At 36.7% G+C, this 18,986-nt stretch carries 14 protein-coding genes, 1 tRNA gene and 1 riboswitch; of the genes, 8 read left to right on the plus strand and 7 right to left on the minus strand.

From position 1 onward, the window contains the following. Positions 1–5 precede the first annotated feature (5 nt). Positions 6–1,853: a glutamine--fructose-6-phosphate transaminase (isomerizing) gene (glmS, locus tag B8977_RS00590; protein ID WP_084015339.1), complete on the plus strand. Its 1,848-nt coding sequence runs from the start codon at positions 6–8 to the stop codon at positions 1,851–1,853. Between the two features lie 19 nt (positions 1,854–1,872). Here the strand turns inward: glmS and B8977_RS00595 are convergent, their stop codons facing one another. From B8977_RS00595 to B8977_RS00615, 5 genes are all read right to left on the minus strand, one after another. Further along, a complete protein-coding gene (locus tag B8977_RS00595; protein WP_084015340.1) occupies positions 1,873–3,531 on the minus strand; it encodes an Ig-like domain-containing domain in 1,659 nt (552 codons plus the stop codon). A gap of 96 nt (positions 3,532–3,627) precedes the next feature. Continuing rightward, positions 3,628–6,171, minus strand: coding sequence for a DUF5686 family protein (locus B8977_RS00600; RefSeq protein ID WP_185116590.1), 2,544 nt, complete (start codon positions 6,169–6,171; stop codon positions 3,628–3,630). Positions 6,172–6,246: 75 nt separating this feature from the next. After that, the gene (locus tag B8977_RS00605) at positions 6,247–7,284 is read right to left on the minus strand and encodes a pyruvate dehydrogenase complex E1 component subunit beta (RefSeq protein WP_262494068.1); all 1,038 of its coding nucleotides are present in this window, start codon (positions 7,282–7,284) and stop codon (positions 6,247–6,249) included. Continuing rightward, positions 7,271–8,626 carry a hypothetical protein gene (locus tag B8977_RS00610; RefSeq protein ID WP_084015341.1) on the minus strand — a complete coding sequence of 452 codons (1,356 nt, stop codon included), beginning with the start codon at positions 8,624–8,626 and terminating at the stop codon, positions 7,271–7,273. Before B8977_RS00610 ends, B8977_RS00605 begins: the two co-directional genes overlap by 14 nt. 94 nt (positions 8,627–8,720) lie before the next feature. Next, positions 8,721–8,795: transfer RNA gene (locus tag B8977_RS00615), tRNA-Val, on the minus strand. 110 nt (positions 8,796–8,905) lie between these two features. Here B8977_RS00615 and trmB point away from each other — a divergent pair. Both trmB and B8977_RS00625 read left to right on the plus strand, forming a co-directional pair. Beyond that, positions 8,906–9,583, plus strand: a complete 678-nt coding sequence (gene trmB, locus B8977_RS00620) for a tRNA (guanosine(46)-N7)-methyltransferase TrmB (RefSeq protein ID WP_084015342.1) — start codon at positions 8,906–8,908, stop codon at positions 9,581–9,583. A gap of 7 nt (positions 9,584–9,590) precedes the next feature. Further along, positions 9,591–11,048 (plus strand): M20/M25/M40 family metallo-hydrolase, encoded by a 1,458-nt coding sequence (locus B8977_RS00625; protein ID WP_084015343.1) that lies wholly within the window; start codon positions 9,591–9,593, stop codon positions 11,046–11,048. Positions 11,049–11,115: 67 nt separating this feature from the next. On the opposite strand, the gene B8977_RS00630 is transcribed toward B8977_RS00625, so the two are convergent. After that, positions 11,116–11,367: a TM2 domain-containing protein gene (locus B8977_RS00630; protein ID WP_084015344.1), complete on the minus strand. Its 252-nt coding sequence runs from the start codon at positions 11,365–11,367 to the stop codon at positions 11,116–11,118. A 16-nt stretch (positions 11,368–11,383) separates the two neighbouring features. Then, positions 11,384–11,692 carry a DUF4870 domain-containing protein gene (locus tag B8977_RS00635; protein ID WP_084015345.1) on the minus strand — a complete coding sequence of 103 codons (309 nt, stop codon included), beginning with the start codon at positions 11,690–11,692 and terminating at the stop codon, positions 11,384–11,386. Positions 11,693–11,786: 94 nt separating this feature from the next. Then, positions 11,787–11,972: riboswitch (cobalamin riboswitch) on the plus strand. Between the two features lie 40 nt (positions 11,973–12,012). Here B8977_RS00635 and B8977_RS00640 point away from each other — a divergent pair. From B8977_RS00640 to B8977_RS00660, 5 genes are all read left to right on the plus strand, one after another. Then, the gene (locus B8977_RS00640; RefSeq protein WP_084015346.1) at positions 12,013–13,866 is read left to right on the plus strand and encodes a TonB-dependent receptor plug domain-containing protein; all 1,854 of its coding nucleotides are present in this window, start codon (positions 12,013–12,015) and stop codon (positions 13,864–13,866) included. A gap of 5 nt (positions 13,867–13,871) precedes the next feature. Beyond that, the gene (locus B8977_RS00645; protein ID WP_084015347.1) at positions 13,872–14,939 is read left to right on the plus strand and encodes a YncE family protein; all 1,068 of its coding nucleotides are present in this window, start codon (positions 13,872–13,874) and stop codon (positions 14,937–14,939) included. Positions 14,940–14,965: 26 nt separating this feature from the next. Further along, complete coding sequence (locus B8977_RS00650; protein WP_084015348.1) at positions 14,966–16,249, plus strand: T9SS type A sorting domain-containing protein; 1,284 nt, start codon at positions 14,966–14,968, stop codon at positions 16,247–16,249. Then, complete coding sequence (locus B8977_RS00655; protein WP_084015349.1) at positions 16,249–17,226, plus strand: T9SS type A sorting domain-containing protein; 978 nt, start codon at positions 16,249–16,251, stop codon at positions 17,224–17,226. The genes B8977_RS00650 and B8977_RS00655 overlap by 1 nt, the downstream gene beginning before the upstream one ends. A 127-nt stretch (positions 17,227–17,353) precedes the next feature. Further along, entirely contained in the window at positions 17,354–18,931 is a 1,578-nt protein-coding gene (locus B8977_RS00660) for a T9SS type A sorting domain-containing protein (RefSeq protein WP_159447431.1), read from the plus strand. Positions 18,932–18,986 lie beyond the last annotated feature (55 nt).

An 18,986-nucleotide genomic window follows, 5' to 3' on the forward strand; every position in this document is an offset into this window, starting at 1 on the left:
ATACCATGTGTGGAATTGTAGGATACCTTGGGCATAGAGCCGCTTATCCCATCATTATCAATGGGTTGAGAAGATTAGAATACCGTGGCTATGACAGTGCGGGAGTAGTAATCATCGAAAACAACGAATTTGGCTTGGTAAAAACCAAAGGAAAAGTTTCTGATTTGGAAGAAAAATCTGAGTCAATCAATAACGCAGCCAGTATAGGTGTTGGTCACACACGTTGGGCAACACATGGCGTGCCGAATGATGTAAATTCACATCCACATTTATCCAACAACGAACAGCTGGTAATTGTGCACAACGGAATTATCGAAAACTACGAAGCCATCAAAACCGAATTGGGTCAGAAAGGATTTGTTTTCCATAGTGATACAGATACCGAAGTTTTGATCAATTTAATTCAATACTTCAAAGACAAAGATGCTTTGTCATTGACAGATGCAGTTCGTTATGCTTTGAATGAAGTTCACGGTGCGTATGCAATTGCCGTTTTGGACAAATCAAATGCAAATGAAATCGTTGTAGGAAGATTGGGAAGCCCTCTTGCAATCGGAATTGGCGAAAATGAATTCTTTATCGCATCTGACGCTTCTCCATTTTTACAGTTTACAAAAGACGCAGTTTATTTGGATGATGGTGAAATGGCAACGATTACATTAGGAAAAGACGTTGACATCAGAAAGATTCAAGATAATTTACAGGTAATACCTGCTATTCAGGAACTTCAATTCAATTTAGAAGAAATTGAAAAAGGAGGATTCGAACATTTCATGTTAAAAGAAATTTACGAACAGCCCAAATCAATTCGTGACACGATGAGAGGAAGATTGTTGGTAGATGAAGGTGTCATCCGCATGGCGGGTGTATGGGATCATCAGGAAAAATTCCTGAAAGCAAAACGAATCATCATTGTTGCCTGTGGAACTTCTTACCATGCAGGATTGGTTGCTGAATATTTAATTGAAGATTTGGCAAGAATTCCGGTAGAAGTAGAATATGCTTCTGAATTCCGTTACAGAAACCCAATCATTGGAAAAAGAGATATCGTAATTGCAATTTCGCAATCAGGTGAAACTGCCGATACTTTGGCTGCATTGAAATTGGCAAAAGAAAAAGGAGCTTTTATTTTTGGAGTAAATAATGTAGTGGGTTCTTCCATCGCTCGTATTACCGATGCAGGTGCTTATACACACGCCGGTCCTGAAATTGGAGTTGCTTCGACGAAAGCTTTTACAGCTCAGTTGACGATTCTATCTTTGATGGCTATCAAATTAGGAAAACACAACGGAAACCTGAGTGCAGAAAAATTCAATGCTTTGACCAGAGAATTAGATGCAATTCCTGAATTGGTACAGCATACGTTGGAAACAACTGCAGAAAAAGTAATTGAAATTGCAGAAAGATATAAGGATTCTCCAAACGCTTTGTATTTGGGTAGAGGTTACAACTATCCATCGGCTTTGGAAGGTGCTTTGAAACTGAAAGAAATTTCTTATATCCACGCAGAAGGCTATCCTGCAGCAGAAATGAAACACGGACCGATTGCATTGATTGACGAAAACATGCCGGTTGTAATCATCGCTACGAAAACTGGACATTACGAAAAAGTTGTAAGCAATGCACAGGAAATCAAAGCTAGAAGCGGGCAGATCATTGCAATTGTAAATCAAGGTGATCAGGAAGTTCGTAAAATTGCAGATTATGTAATTGAAATTCCAAACAGTTCAGAGGAATTCTCTCCAATTTTGGCAGCGATTCCATTGCAGTTATTGTCTTATTACATCGCGGTTAAATTAGGTAAAAATGTTGACCAGCCACGTAACTTAGCAAAATCTGTAACAGTAGAATAAAATATTTTCAGATAAATAATTATTTAGAATCCTCGCTGACTTCAGTTGAGGATTCTTCTTTTATAAGAGAATTCGGTTCCGGTAAAACCCAGACTTCATCCAGATCCCACATTGCTCTTACATTTAAAACGGCTGGATAAATCATTGCTTTTTCAGGTTGTTTTTTTGCGAAAAAATCACCTGTATCCCAATGTTCATTTTCATTTTCATCAATCAGGATTTTGAAATAATATTCGCCCGGATTCAAATGATTAAAATCAAATACATCTTTGGTGGTATAAATCTCTTCCAAAACCTCATCCTTATTGTTCAAAAGCTGAATCCAAAAAGGTTTGTCAGGTTTGTTCTGAAGACTCAATCTCAAATTTCCAAAATCATTCCTTGTTTTAGTTTTGAATGAAATTTTGATAGAATCATTCGTCTCCTCAAAGAAATCCGTAATCGCATTGGGCAAAAGATTCACTTCATAAGCCGATGCTAACTCTATCTTGAAATCAAGCATAAAAGCATTTTCATTTTTCGTATCAGGAATGATTTTAAACGGCAAATCAACTGTGTCTTTCCTTACCGAAATGTAACTTGAATCCAATTTTGTAATTGGGTAATTTACTGTAATTTTTACCTTTTTTGAAGGAGTATAATTCCCTTTATTTAATTCTTTTATGGATAAAGAATGCTTTTGTGAATTACTGTAAACTGCAGAAATTGTATCCGATTTATCTTTATGTTTTACAAGAAATTTCAATCTTTTTGATTTTTCATAAATAGAATCAACCGAAGGTTTAAACCAGAAATTCAAAGAATCACTTTTGGGTTTGTAAGAAATTTTTGAAGTGGTGAAATCAAAATCAACAGGAGTAATTTCTATATTTTCAGGCTGTCCGGCAAATTTGAAAACCATGTGCCCATAACCTCTTTGTTCAGCTTTGCCGGCTTTGTACGGTGGAATTTGATCAAACAATTGAATTTCAGCAGTCTGGTTTTCATTTAAATCAATTAATTCATCCATGAACCCAAATTTTTCCTCTCCGATGTCAAATTGCATATTCTGGACAACATCATCAAAAGCAACCATTTGGTATTTTCCCGGACGTAAGTAATTCAATTTGAAATTTCCTTCTGCATCCAATCTTGATACATAAAACGGTTTTTGTTTCAGAATGGCGCTGTCATTGTAAGTCGAATCGACTTTGAACAAAGCTACAAGCAATTTGTCAGATAATTTTTTCTCAGAAAGCACACTTGCTTTTCCGGTTAATTCCAGCGAATCCACATAATCTCCGGTTGAAAAAACATACTGAAAATAAGGAAGTTTATTGCCTTCATTATTGTCCTGAATGGAAGTTCCGAAGTTGATATTATATGTAGTGTTTTCCTCTAAAGGTTTTTCTAATTTGATGCTTACGTATTTTCTGGCGGTACCGACCGGCATGTAAACCGCTCCGCTTTCCAATGGTGGTGAAACAACGATTTGCTGTGTATGGTCTTTCAGCACAATGTATTCATCAAAATTAATTCGAATTTCTTTCAGATTTGTAGGAACATTCAACGACAGAGTATCGGGCGAACTTCCTATAAATTTTGGAGGCGTTTCATCTTTTGGGCCGCCTGTGGGGCTACCCTGACGTGCACATGATAAAACCAGAATTGAAATAAAAATGAATACTAAAAACCGCATAACTAAAAACTGCTGCAAGTTAATCAAAAATCAAACCGCAAACGCCATTGTAATTAGGCTGATTTTAAAGGATTTTAGAATTGAATTAATTATCATTTAAAACGACATATCCATACCGACAGTTACTCCAAATTTGCGCGCATCGGGAATTTCGAGGTAATTTCCGCGCCAGTTAAAATCGACTCTCAATGGTCGGAAATTCCCCCAACCGATGTTTTCGATTCCAAATCCATATTCGAAATAAATTTTATCATGCGGAGCGAGATAAGGAATGTCAGAACGGTTCATATTTAAACTTTCAGCAGAAATATCGCCCCAAGCGGCACGTATAAATCCTACTTCTCTTACTTTCAGTTTTTTTATGAGTGGAATTTTATTGAGAATCCAACCATTAAAATGGTGGTCTAATGTAAATGTAGTGTAAGTATCAGTCACAAATTCATAATAATCTAACTGCGTAAAAGTTCCCGGAACCTGACCGTAGCTTTCATTTCCCGGAATTACGCTTAACAAAGAAAGTGGCAATCCCTGAAAAGTTTTTCCAGCTTCAAAAACGACATTGCTTCTGCCAAATGAACCCACAAGAAACGGTTTTGTAAAGAGGAATTGAATTTTATCATAATTGAATTCACTGTTGAACAATCCGCTGAATCCTTTGGTGTAGCGCAACATGATTGTCGGCGCAAGTGTTGTATGTTCATAACGGTCGATGCCGTATCTTGAGAATTTAGCTCCGGGACGTGCAATCAAAGACAAACTCACATTGGTGTCAATCAAATGATTTTCATCCCATCCATGCTGATTGTACCCAATGTTGAACAAATTTGGATCTGCTGCGCGGGTGGTTTGGTAATTCCCATCGAAACGAATGGTAAAATTCTTCAAAGGATCGATGGAAGTGTAAATATTAGTCTTGTTAATGTGGCTCAATTTGTCATTTGCTCCTTGGTTGAAAATAGAAGAAGAAGCAAAACTTCGCGTCATAATTCCATCGGAAGTTGTAAGCTGAACGCCCAATTGTTCGATGTCGCGTTTCGTTCCACCACCGATTTGGAAACGGTTGAATTTGTTGAACATGAAACGCGCTTCTGCGCCGTATTTGAATTGTTTGTCGCCAAATCCATACGCCAGATAGCCTGCGATGCGCCACATATCATTTTGTGTGAAATAGGTTCTCGCTCCCGCTCGAAGTCTGAATCCTTCAATTTCGTTATATCCGACTGATGAATACAAATTCCCAATATCAATCGCTTTCCAAACGTTCCAATAACCGGAACCCAGAATTTCAACCGATTTTACGATGCGTTTAAATCTTGGAACTTGCTGTAAACTATCGAGCGTTTCATAAATTCCATCTTCATTTTTAGACAATTTTTCATGGCGCGCCCCTGCCCAATACAAATCATCTTTTTCAAATGCGCCGGATGTATATGGATCATAATTTCTTTCATTGTAAAAATCATCAGGATGCGGGGTTTCAAAATCAAAATTTTTGTAAGAAACGGTTCTGTGTGCGAAAAGACCTTTGGCTTTTGCTTTTTTATTCATCAAAGCCATGTCGAGTAAAATGTAATCACGTTTCGGATAAAAAATGGAATCGTTTTTTACTTCATATTGTAAATTCACAAAAATATCTCTGACGAAATTTACATCAATGTTCCGTGTACTTTGCATCGAAACTTCTTTCACGGCATAAGTATTCATGCTGATGTAAACGTCACCGACGAAAGTGAGTTCACCGTCGCGTTTAGGGTAATATTTAATTCGGTAACAATCAATCCCATCAAGATTAATAGTGTCAGTCAATTCATATTCATATACTGAAAATCCATCTCTGGCAACGGGACTGACGAAATTTTTATTGAAGAAATTTAATCTGTTTTCGTAGATGTCAAATTCTTTGTATAAATTTTTTAACGTCTGGGTAACGATTTCGTTGTCGTCAAATCCGGAACTTTTGTTGGCCAATAAATCTTTTCTTTCTCTTCTGGAAGGTTCATTTTTTCCGTAGACTTTGTAAACGGATTCGTTTAAGAAAGCAGGTAAATAAGCCTTTCCGGTGATTTCGGAAGTGTCAATTCTTTCAAAAATGAATTCCATGTCTTTGAATAATTTGCTTTTGGTCAGTGCACTATCAACATTATTTAAATCGAATTGAAGTTTTTCATATTCTTCATATTCATATTGCGGAACGATGCGCAGACCATTCCTGCGTTTGCGTTTCCACAATTCATTCAAAATGGCATAAGCAGGATTTTCCTTTTTGTTTTTGTATTTTTTCTTACGGTTTGTAACCGTTGCTTCATCTAATTCAACGGTAGAGTTTTCCCGAACGGATCCGTCAGGTATCAAAGTTATCGTAAAATTATAGTTGACTTTGGAAGTTAATTCTTGTTCAAAAAATTCATATCCATCCAAAGAAACTTCAATGATGGAATCATTTTCTACGGATTCGAGGTAAAAACTTCCGTCTGTATTGGTTGTAGTAAATGTGCCGGCATTGGGCAAAGTAACGTCTGCATAAGCAACGGGACGTTTGGTTTTACCATCGATGACTTTACCGGAAACTTTGATTTGAGCTGATGCTGATGACAGTATCAACAATGAAATCAGTGTGATTAGGAAGTTAAATTTCAACATATATTGATGCAAATATCCACAAAAAAACCTTCCAAAGACGGAAGGCTCATATTGTTTAACGTATTTTTTATCAATTTATTTTTTGTAGGCAACAGATTTTCCTGCTTCTACTACGTCTTCTATGCTTGGGAACCATTCTTTGAACAAATCCGGCGAATAAGGAGCGGAAATATCCGGAGCCGTTACTCTTTTTACCGGCGCATCCAAATAGTCAAATGCTTTTTGCTGAACCATGTAAGCGATTTCAGTTCCGATAGAACCGTAAGGCCAAGATTCTTCCAAAACAACCAAACGGTTTGTTTTCTTTACAGAATTCAAAATCGTATCGTAGTCCAATGGACGGATTGTTCTCAAGTCAATCACTTCTGCGCTGATTCCTTCTTTTTCTAATTGTTCTGCAGCCGCCAAAGCATTTTTCATCAATTTACCATAAGAAACGATTGTCAAATCCGTTCCGTCTTTTTTGATGTCTGCAACACCGATTGGGATTAAATATTCATCATCCGGCATTTCCATTTTGTCACCGTACATCTGCTCAGATTCCATGAAAATCACAGGATCGTTGTCACGAATCGCTGATTTCAAAAGACCTTTTGCATCATAAGGATTTGAAGGAACAATCACTTTCAATCCCGGACAGTTTGCATACCAGTTGTCAAATGACTGCGAGTGAGTTGCTCCCAATTGCCCTGCAGAACCAGTTGGTCCACGGAAAACAATCGGAACATTCCACTGTCCGCCTGACATTTGGTACATTTTTGCTGCGTTATTGATGATTTGGTCGATGGCAACCAAAGAGAAATTGAAGGTCATATACTCTACAATCGGACGACATCCCGTCATCGCTGAACCTACTGCAATCCCTGAAAAACCGCCTTCTGCGATGGGTGTATCGATTACACGCTCAGGACCAAATTCGTCCAACATACCTTTCGATGCTTTGTACGCACCATTGTATTCAGCTACTTCTTCACCCATTAAATAAACGGATGAATCTCTTCTCATTTCTTCGCTCATTGCTTCTGCAATGACTTCTCTAAAAGTTTTTATTGCCATTTTTGATGAATCTGTAAGGATAGCAAAAGTAAGGAGTTTTGATTTAATAATATTCATAAAAATACTCAAAAATCAAATCCATTGGCTTAGATTCTCTGTCCATTTCTAGGTTTTCCATGATGACTTTGGAAATCAGTCCTTTTTCGTTTAATAAAACTTTTGTGGTCGATTCGTCACTGTTAATTAAGAATTCGTTTGCTGATTTTTTTTGAATTTCATAAAAATGTTCATTTCTAACAGCAATTTTCACCGGAAAGAAATTTTGTAAACTATTGATTGTGTAATCTCTATTGTTCAAATTCCCATAATCTCTATACGAAAGGATTTTTCCTTTGAAAGTCAAATGGTCTTCCAGAATAAAATATCGAGATTCATCAAAGTAATAACCATGATTGAGCAGAAATCCGTTTTCGTTTAAATGATATTTTGTTAACGATTCTTCACTGTGCACATCATACATATTTCCATCCTGATAATAAAATTCTCCTTGATTTCGGCTCTTTCCGTCTTCGCCTGCATAAGTAGAAACTAACTTTTTCAAAGCACCGCTGAGGTAAGAAAATTCCAGATGAATCTTTTTCCCATCTATATCGTCGGATTGTAAAATTAATTTTGTAGGATTTCCATTTAGGTCAAATTCTGCTTCGTTGACTGGATTTTTAAATTTTTTATAATTGGATTTGACAGTTAATTTTTTCACACCTTTGAAATCTGCCGTAAAGAAATGTTCTTCATTTTTTAAATAGTAAACCTCAGCCAAAAACAGATTGGAAATATACTTCTTGGAAGTTGCTGCAGAATTTTGGTTGACGGTTTCGTTTTTATATTTGGATAACTCTTTCTTTTTTTGATTAAATTCAGCAACATAAGAAGACGTTTTGTCGATGCCTAATTGCGGCGAATAGGCTTCAGAAGATTGGATGATTGACTCAAACTGATAAACATCTGAATTTGCTTTTCCATCCCAGAAAATGACTGATTGGTATTGTGTATTGTAGTCATCCAGTCTGTATTCTTGCTGCGAATCATTTTGAAAATCAAGAACGGCGTTTTTATGAACAATGAAAAAATTGGCTTTCAGATGCGCAAAATTTTTCTTCAATTCATGGAGCTCTCTTACTGCTAGCAAGCTGTCGTTGGGTATGCTGTGTTGCACATTTACAATTACAAAAACGGGCTCTCCTTTTTTGAAATTAAATTTTTCAAGTTCATCCTGGGGCATTCCATATGAACCGTCGATTGTATAATCGGCAGCATCAACTGCCACCGCTTCGGCTGCTTCGATTAGATCATTCGCATCAACATAAGCGGAATCAACAACAGGATCGGCTATCTGTGCATTGAGATGAAAAAATGATGCGACAGAAAATAGTATAATGGAAAGTGAATAAATTTTCATTAGAAAAGGGTTCAATTATTTTAGCTAAAATAAATTGAATTTTGCCAGGGAACAAAAAAGACTCTCAGTTTCCTGAAAGTCTTTTTAAATGATGTGGGCCCTACTGGGTTCGAACCAGTGACCCCCTGCTTGTAAGGCAGGTGCTCTGAACCAGCTGAGCTAAGAGCCCCAAATCGGATTGCAAAGATAAGAGCATTTTTTATTTCACCAAATAATTTTTTATCTATTTTGAGGAAATTTTTTAATCCCGTACTTTCGCGTCCTGATTCAAAATAAGTTATGGCAAAAAATAAATTAAAAAGATTTTCTGAAAATAAGACGTTTGAAAATGTAGTGCAGCCGACCCGTGAGGAAATGATCAATAATTTCCCGCTAAAAGGCAAATGGAACAAGGAATTTTTTAAAAATGACAATCCCATTGTTTTGGAATTAGGATGTGGAAAAGGTGAATATACAATTGCTTTGGCTGAAAAATTCCCTGAGAAAAATTTTATCGGAATCGATATAAAAGGTGCGCGTTTCTGGCGTGGTGCAAAAACTGCTTTGGAAAATGAAAAAACCAATGCCGGATTTTTACGTACTCAAATTGAACTGGTTGACCATGCATTTGCAGAAAATGAAGTAAGCGAAATCTGGATTACTTTTCCCGATCCGCAAATTAAATTAAAGAGAACTAAACACCGTTTGACACATCCTGATTTCCTAAGGAGATACCATAAAATTCTGAATGAAAATGGAATAGTACATCTCAAAACAGACAGTGAATTTTTGCATGGATATACGCATGGAATCATTCAGTCAGAAGGACACAAAGTATTGTTTTCCAATCACAACATCTACCATCCGGATAATCATGAAATTCCTACGGAAGTTGTTTCTACACAAACTTATTACGAACAAAAATTCTTAGATGAGCGTAAAAATATTACGTACATTCGCTTTACTTTAAAGTATTAACTAGCACATGAAAAAATTAAAACATTTATTATTATTCCTTTTATTGTCAGGTGTAGTCTTCGCACAGGACAATGATTGGTTTTATGCTACGATGGAAGCGCATATTGCGCAGAACTTAAAATCGGAACATCCGGAAATGATCGAAGTGATTTCTGAATCCAGAGATCTGGCAGCTGTTTATGTAAATAAAGAAGTTGCAAGTCATCTGCATAACTGTGGAAATCGTCACGGTTCCGGCTATATATTTAAAAAAGATAGAGCGTCTGCTATATCTTCGATAAACAGTTTACCAAAGATCAATCTTAATGTCCTTGATTTCACAATTACCGAGGATGAATTTGTGACCCAATGCATTGGTGAAGTAAACGAGCAAAATATTGCTAATACAATTATGCAGTTAGAAGAATATGGCACCCGCTTTCACACTACCTCCACAGGTGTTCAAGCCTCAATTGACATCAAGGAAATGTGGCAAAATCTCGTAACGCAAGCTGAAAGAAGTGACATCACCGTAGAATTGTTCAACCATGATTTCACAAACCAAAAATCTGTAATTCTGACCATACCCGGCACAGAAAACCCTGAAGATATCGTAATTATTGGAGGTCATTTAGACAGCGGAGATCAATCATTGATTATTGTTGCTCCAGGAGCAGACGACAACGCATCAGGAATTGCAGTTTTAACGGAAACTCTTCGTATTCTGTTAGCTAATAATTTCCGCCCTTCAAAAACAGTACAAATTATGGGATATGCAGCAGAAGAAATCGGCTTGTATGGATCTGCCGATATTGCTGATACATATAAAACAGCTAATAAAAATGTCTTGGCGGTCGCCCAATTCGACATGACCAATTACAACGGGTCAAGCTTTGACATAGCTCTAATTGATGATAGTAATTTAGGTTACACTTCTGACGATTTGAATTTATATTTAATTGAATTGATGGAACACTATAATGCAACTGGAAATCATGTTATCACATATGGTAGTTCTGAGTGTGGTTATGGTTGTTCGGATCATGCAAGCTGGTCTGAGCAAGGTTACCTCGCTTCATTTCCTTTTGAAGCAGATTTTGATGATATAAATCCATTTATTCATACTACTCAAGATACTTTTGCTAATATGGGCAGCAATGCTACGCACTCTGTAAAATTTGTAAAGCTTGCATTAGAATTCGTGATTGAGATAGCAAAATCCGGAACGATGGCTACTCAGGAATTTTCAAATGCTAATTTGAGCATTGTGGTAAAAGACAAAAATTTAATTTATAACATCAAAAACTTGAATTCTAAAATTCAATCCTTAAATATTTTAGATGTGGGTGCAAGAAAAGTGGTTAGCAAAACCAATCTTGACGCTTCCGGTACAGTTTCACTTCAGCAATTACCAAAAGGATTTTACATCGCGGTTTTCAAAGATATAAACGGAAAGACTTTTACAAAGAAGTTTTTGGTTAAATAATCTAAATCAAGTCCTATAAAAAATCCCGCTAAAAGGCGGGATTTTACTTTTCAATCAAAATCTCAGATTAAAACCATTCTTTCTGGTTGTGTACATAGGTTTGATCGAATTCCTCATCTGTTTTTGTTAAATAGATAATCCCTTCTATTAATCCTAAAATTGAACCTACACCACAAGTAACCAACGTTACGATGATTTGTATGATTCCGGCTTTTGTGTATCCTAAATAAAATTTATGAATACCAAAACCTCCCAACAAGATACCTAAAATACCTGCAACTAGTTTTTTTTCTGATTTGTAAGGTGAGTTTGTTTCCATATATAATTTGATATTTTTAAATTGATTTGAACCACTCTTGGAACTTTTCTCCCAAAACAGGTATTATTTTTCTTTCATGGTTCAACGCCCCCATCAATGCTATTATCCAAAATACAAATAGAACTAAGTACAATAAACCCACAATAAATTTTCCAATTCCTGGAAGGTAATAAAAAATACCTCCAAATGACCATAACAACATAAGACCAAGAGACTGTCGAATGTGGAAACTAACATACTCCGAACGCGGTTTATCAGTTAAAATCACAATTATGAGCCCTATCCATGTAAGGTAACTCACGATTCCTTTAGTTTTTTCATCCATTGTTTAAATACTTTTGGTTTATAACAAATTTAGATTTTTTTAATTTATATACAACTTTTAGAAAAGTTAAGTTATTGACAACGATTTTTATTCCTTACATTTGCCCCGAATTGGTGTCCCGATTAAAATCGGGGTTAAAAGGGAATCCGGTCAAAATCCGGAGCTGTCCCCGCAACTGTAAGTTCATTTAGTTGCTTTCTACAATCCACTGTGCGTTGCGGCGTATGGGAAGGAAAAAAGCAGAACAAGCCAGGAGACCTGCCAGTTCCATAATTAAATAAAAAACAATTTTTGCTTTCGGTGGAAAGGCAGATTATGTTATGAAAAACATTTTTGTTTCACTGTGTTTCCTGTTGGGATTTCAACTGGTTTCTGCACAAAATGATACCATTCAGCTGGAAGAATCAAATCTTTCGGAAAGAAAACTCATTCGCAATTCTCAAACCCAAAATGTCATCGCACTTTCTGATTCCGTTTTGAAAAGAAGTCAGCCTTCTTTGACCAATTTGCTCAATTTCAACACCCCAATTTATTTCAAAGAAAATGGCGCCGGAATGGTTGCTTCGCCTTCATTCAGAGGAACAACGGCTTCACAAACTGTCGTTTTATGGAACGGAATCAATATCAATTCTCAAACCACCGGGCAAACGGATTTCAACACAGTAAACATCCGTGGATTTGACAAAATCAATGTAAAAGGCGGCGGCGGAAATGTCGCGGACTTAAATAATTCTGTGGGCGGAAGTATTGAATTGGTCAATGAAATTAATTTTAAAAATAATTTCACCAATGAATTATTTGCCAAATACGGAAGTTTCAACACTTTTGGAGCCAATTTCGACAGTAAATTTTCCACAGATGATTTCAGTTTCAATGTAGGATTGGCGAGGTATTCGTCCGACAATGATTTTGATTTTCCTGATCAAAAATATGGAATAGATAAAAACGTCAACGGACAATTTTACAACAACAATGCAAGTTTGGCTTTGGGTTATAAAATCAATCCCAAAAATACATTGAAATTTTTCGGAAACATTTTCCAGGCAAAACGAAATCTTGCTGTTGTAACACCTTACGCTACCAAAACACGTTACGAAGATTACAACACAAGAAGTTTGGTTAATTGGGAAAGCCATTTTGGTAAATTTGATTCTGATTTGAAATTGGCTTATCTCACAGAGAGATATCGGTTTTTTGAAGATATAGCAAACGAAAATTTTGATTTGGGAGAAGTAAATACCATCAATGCGAAATATAACCTCAATTATAACGTATCCAACAAAATTCAATTCAATGCAATTCTCGATTACATCAGAAATGAAGGTTTCAGTGGCGAAGAAATGGGTATGCAGCAAAGGTATTTGGGTTCTTTGAGTTTGTCGGCGAAGCATAAAATTCATCCTAAATTTTATTATGAATTGAGCATTCGTCAGGAATTGACAGAAGCTTACGGAAATCCGTTTTTGTATTCATTGGGCGGAAAATTTGATGCGGCAGATTTTTACAGAATTAAATTTAATGCGTCCAAAAACTTCAGAATTCCGACTTATAACGATTTGTACACGCCTGTCGTTGGAAACCCGGATTTATTACCGGAATCTTCTTATCAGGCAGAAATCACAAATGAATTTCACAATAAAAATTTTACATTTTCAGTCACGGCTTATTACAACTGGATTGAAAATCTTATTCGCTGGGTTCCTAATTCAAACGGTTTAACCGGTCTTTTCTGGAAACCTGAAAATGTGGAGGATGTGAATATGTACGGAATCGAAAGCGTGCTTTCGGCTCGGAAATCATTTGGAAAACACCATTTTACCTTAAACGGGACTTATGGTTACACGATTTCAAATGACCAAAACCTCGACAAACAATTGATTTATGTTCCATTCCACAAAGCCACTGCTTCTTTGGGTTATGGCTGGAATGGATTTTCGCTTTATTACCAGTTTCTTTTCAACGGAAAAATTTACCATACAACCCGAAATGAGGCTGAACATCAGCTAGACCATTATTTTGTATGCAATTTAGGTTTGGACTACGATTTCGGAAAATCAAAAACATATAAAGTAGGATTTGAAATCCTGAACCTGATGGATTATGAATTTGAAGCCGTGAAATCGCGCCCGATGCCGGGAAGGAATTTCCATTTTTTCATCAACATTAAAATTTAAACAAAATGAACAAATTTAATCTGTATTTAATTTTTGCCATTTCAATTTTTATTTTCTCCTGTAACAGTGACGACAATGGTACTCAGACGATAGAAGGGGATTTTGCAAATGGTGTTTTTGTCCTGAACGAAGGCGGATTTACGTATGCAAATGCTTCGATAACTTTCATTTCAAGCACAGGACAAATTCAAAATAATATTTTCGAAGCGGTCAACAGCAGAAAGCTGGGGGATGTTGCGCAAAGTATCAGTTTCCATGAAGATTTGGCTTACATCGTGGTAAATAATTCCAATACGGTGGAAGTTGTCAATCGGTACACTTTTAAAAGTGTAGGAACCATCGCAGGCGAATTACAAAATCCGCGCTATATCGAATTTCACAACGGAAAAGGATACATTTCCAATTGGGGAAATGGCAGCAGCACGACGGATGATTTCATTTCAGTGGTGGATTTGAATTCCAATTCGATCACAGCTAAAATCCCTGTAATCGAAGGTCCTGAAAGACTTGTAGAAGAAAACGGAAAATTATTTATCGAACACAAAGGCGGACATGGTTATGGAAATTCCATCAGTATTTTGGATTTGAATTCAGGAAGCATTACCGGAAGCATTACTCTTTCCGACGTGCCGAATGGAATGGTTGCTGACAACGGATTTTTATTTGTTTTATGTTCAGGAAAAGCAGCATGGACAGGAAGCGAAACCACGGCAGCAATGTACAAAATCAATTTGCAAAACAACGAGATAGTTGACCAGTTTACTTTTGAAAACGGTATTCATCCGAATTTCCTTCAGATTGAAGCCGGAAAAGTTTATTACACCATCGGAAAAGACATTTTCAGAACAGAAACTTCCAACATTGAACCTTCGGCTTCGCCGTTCATTTCTACTTCCGGAAACGGTATGGAAATTTTGTATGGATTTAATGTGGACAATGGATGGATTTATGCCTGCGATGCAAAAGATTACCAAAGTAACGGCGAGCTTTTCGTGTATGCTTTAAACGGAAATTTAGAAAGCAAATATCCCATCAGCGGTATCATTCCGAACGGTGTTTATTTCAATGATTAATTAGTAAAACAAATAAAATTTATATAATGAAAAACCTTTACAAAAAATTCAATTTTCTGATTCTTGGCGTTTTATTCTCAGCTATTACATTTGCTCAGGATTATTCTTCAGGAATTATCATTGCCAACGAAGGACTGTTTGGAACCAACACAGCTTCACTTTCATTCCTGTCGGATGAAGGAGCTCTGACCAATGATATTTTTGGCGCAGCAAATGAGGGTACAGAATTAGGAAATACCGCTCAGGGAATGGGTTTCAATGGTGAAAATGCTTACATCGTTTTAAATGGTTCACAAACAATAAGAGTGGTTAACCGACATTCTTTTGAATTAATTACAACAATTGATGAAGGATTGGAAAATCCGCGCCATATTGCATTCAGCAACGGAAAAGGATATGTGACGAACTGGGGAGATGCGGGAGATGCCGAAGATGATTACGTTGCGGTAATTAATTTGGAAACCAATTCAGTAGAAAATACAATTCCCGTTTCGGAAGGACCTGAAAGAATCATCGAAGTTGAAGGAAAATTGTATGTGACACAGCAGGGTGGTTATGGATACGGAAATACAGTTTCTGTAATTGACGTCGCTACGAATGTTGTTACCGAAATTACGGTTGCTGACGTTCCTTTGGCTATGTTGGAAAAAGACGGATTTCTTTATGTAATCTGCGGTGGAAAACAAGCTTGGACACAAGATGAAACCGATGGTGGTTTATTTCAGATTGATTTAAATACAAATACAGTTACCAAACAATATGACTTTGAATCAGGTGATCATCCAAATTATTTAGGATCATTTGAAGATCAATTGTATTTCGTTTTGGATGGAGGAATTTATACAATCAATTTGACAGAAGAAACTCCTGAACACGATTTATTAGTTCAAACGGATGTTGCTGTAACTTATGGTTTTAATATCATTGATGATAAAATTTATATCGCTGATGCAATTGATTATGTAAGTCCGGGCGAAGTCATAATTTATTCGTTAGATGGTTTAGCATTAGCTTCATATACAGTGGGATTGCTTCCAAACGGATTCTACAAAAATGAAGAAGGAGGAATGAATGTCATCGACCAAACTTTGGCTGAAGTGAAAATTTATCCAAATCCGGCTTCTGGCGTTTTCTTTGTAGATGGAAAAAATATTTCTAAAGTTGAAATTTATGATTTGGCCGGAAGAATTGTAAAATCAACTTCAAACATTTCAAATGGAGTTTCTGTAAATGAATTGAACAAAGGTGTTTACATCGTGAAAATTCAATCTGGAAAAAAATCAACTTCCAAAAAATTAATCATCAAATAATGAAACCATTTCAATTCATATTAATTGGATTAATTTCTGCAAGCACGCTGGCGCAGTCTTATCCGCCGGCTGCCGGACAGGAAGGTTCCACAGCGATTTCCCAGGACAGCGAACTTTTCGTTGCCTGGGCAGCGGGTGTTGCCATCAGCCGAGGTTACATCAACATTTCTGATCCGGAAGCGCAAGACCAGGGAAGTAATTATGCCTCATTTGGAACGGAAAATGATGCTTTAGGAATTGCAGATGGAACTGTTGTAAGTTTAGGAGACCGCGGTACAGCCATCCTCAATTTTACCAAACCAATTACTAACGGTCCCGGATTTGACTTTGCAGTTTTTGAAAATAGTTTCAGCGATACTTTTTTGGAATTGGCTTTTGTAGAAGTAAGTTCAGATGGTATTAATTTTTTCCGATTTCCTGCACACAGCGAAACCCAAACAGAAACTCAAGTGGGTGGATTTGGTTCTGTTGACCCGACGTATATCAATAATTTAGCCGGGAAATACCGTGCATCTTTCGGAACGCCTTTCGATTTGCAAGAAGTAGAGGATAATCCTTTGCTCGATAAAAACAGCATCACACATGTGAAACTAATTGACGTTGTGGGAAGCATAGACCCTGAATTCGCAAGTTATGATTCATTTGGAAATGCAATCAATGATCCTTTTCCAACGCCGTTTTGGTCAAGTGGATTTGATTTGGATGCGGTAGGTGTTATCAATGAGGCATCCATGAATACGGAAGATTTATTTGTGCAGAATTTGAAAATATATCCAAATCCGGCAGATAATTTCTTTTATATTAGCACAAATGAAAAAGTTCAGATAGAAATTTTCAATGCAGCCGGACAAATCGTTTTGCAAACCCAATCCCAGAACAATGATAAAATCAATGTTTCAGGATTACAAAAAGGAATTTATTTCATAAAAATAAACTGTAAAGGGAAATCAACCCTGCACAGGTTACTCAAGCAATAATTCATGCACAACAACAGGAAGTCCCGAAGTTAATTCGGGACTTTTTTATTGTTAATTGTTTGAGCCTGCTTACCTGATTCATTTTAAATCAGTTATCTTTATGATAATTAATTTAAAAATAAAGGTTATGAAAAAAGAATTACTTCTTTTGACTGCACTTATTTCTGGCAGTCTAAGTTTCTCCCAAACCACCGGAACCTACGAAACTGACACTAACGGTAAACTTTTCTTTCAAAGCTTTAATGAAGCTCCGCCTCATCAATCTGGTAATCCTTTAGGACCCATGGATTTATCGCTCGATTGGAGCAATCCTGATTTTAACATTTCTAATAACCCAACAGAAGATTCCTGGGATGTGCGCTTGGCTGTTGGCAATACAGGAAATGCTTATGTAGTGTACAATGACAACCATTCCAATGGTCTTCAGAAAATTATGTTCCGTAAAAAAGTGGTTGGGCAAGAATGGACTGATGCGATTTTCGTCGATAAAGGAGGCGAAATTGGAGGAAGAAATAATCATTTCCCTGCGATTGCTGCTTCTCCTAATGGTGACCTTCATGTTATTTATAATGTATGGGCGATGGAAAATGTTCGCAATTATATTGGATATTCTCATTACGATGCAGCAAATGATATATGGAGTGATGGACTCAAAATTTCTGATTTAGGTGGAACCGTAAACCATTTCAACAGCCGTCATGATATTTACAGCACTGCAGATAATCTTCCCGTCGTGATTTGGGGGTTTGATTTCAGAGAAAATCAAGTCAATGAAGAAATATATATGAAATATTTTGATGGAAATGATTGGTCAGCCGACATTGCGGTTTCTGATGTCACAGACGGATTCGATGCAGGTTTTCCGAATATTAAAAGTATTGGCAGCAATAAGGCTCTGATTTTATATTCTGAAAATACCGGAAGCGGTGCAATGGAACTCAGATACAAAATTTATGATGAGGTAACGCACCAACTCAGCCCATCCAAAACCATAACCACAGAAAATATATTTTACAATAACTATGTACTGGCAACTACAGGAACCGGTGAAGTCATGATTTTGACGATTAATAAAAAAACCGGACCGGATCGTGATGTTTTGAACATTTACGATTATGACATTGCCGGTGATGCATTTACGCTTTCCGATAATACTTTCGAAGTGGTGGCAAATGCTGGAGGATTGCTGAAACGAATCGATATGGATTGTAATTCTGGAAGTGATTGCGCTGTTATTTTTAATGATTTCCTAGCACAAACCAATTCATTTCTGGAATATTCAACTGCTGGCGGATTTGGAACGCCTTTCGTTATCAATGAGGAAAATCCGGGATTTGATGCGCCTTCTGCAAGATTTGACCCTAATGGAAACCTGCATGTTGTCTGGACAGATTACCGTTTTGACGACGGGCAAGGATTTGACGAAAGAGAAGTTTTTTACGAAATGGGCGAAAACGTAAATATGGGCACAAATGAATTTTTCTCTTCAGCCATTGCCGTTTTTCCAAATCCCTCTAAAGGAAATTTTACCATCGAAACCTCTGGTAGTCATAAACTTCAGATTTATGATGCTTCAGGAAGGTTAATCGATTCAAAAATGATTTCAGGAACTACACATATCAACAAAACACTTTCTCCCGGAACATATTTCCTTCATTTTAAAAATGAAAAAGAAACACAAGTAAAAAAAATTATTGTAAAATAAACTTTAAACCATATCAGTTATATAAGTGCAAAGACCATCTTCCCGATGGTCTTTG

This window comes from Moheibacter sediminis (assembly GCF_900176425.1).
Taxonomy (GTDB): Bacteria; Bacteroidota; Bacteroidia; order Flavobacteriales; family Weeksellaceae; genus Moheibacter; species Moheibacter sediminis.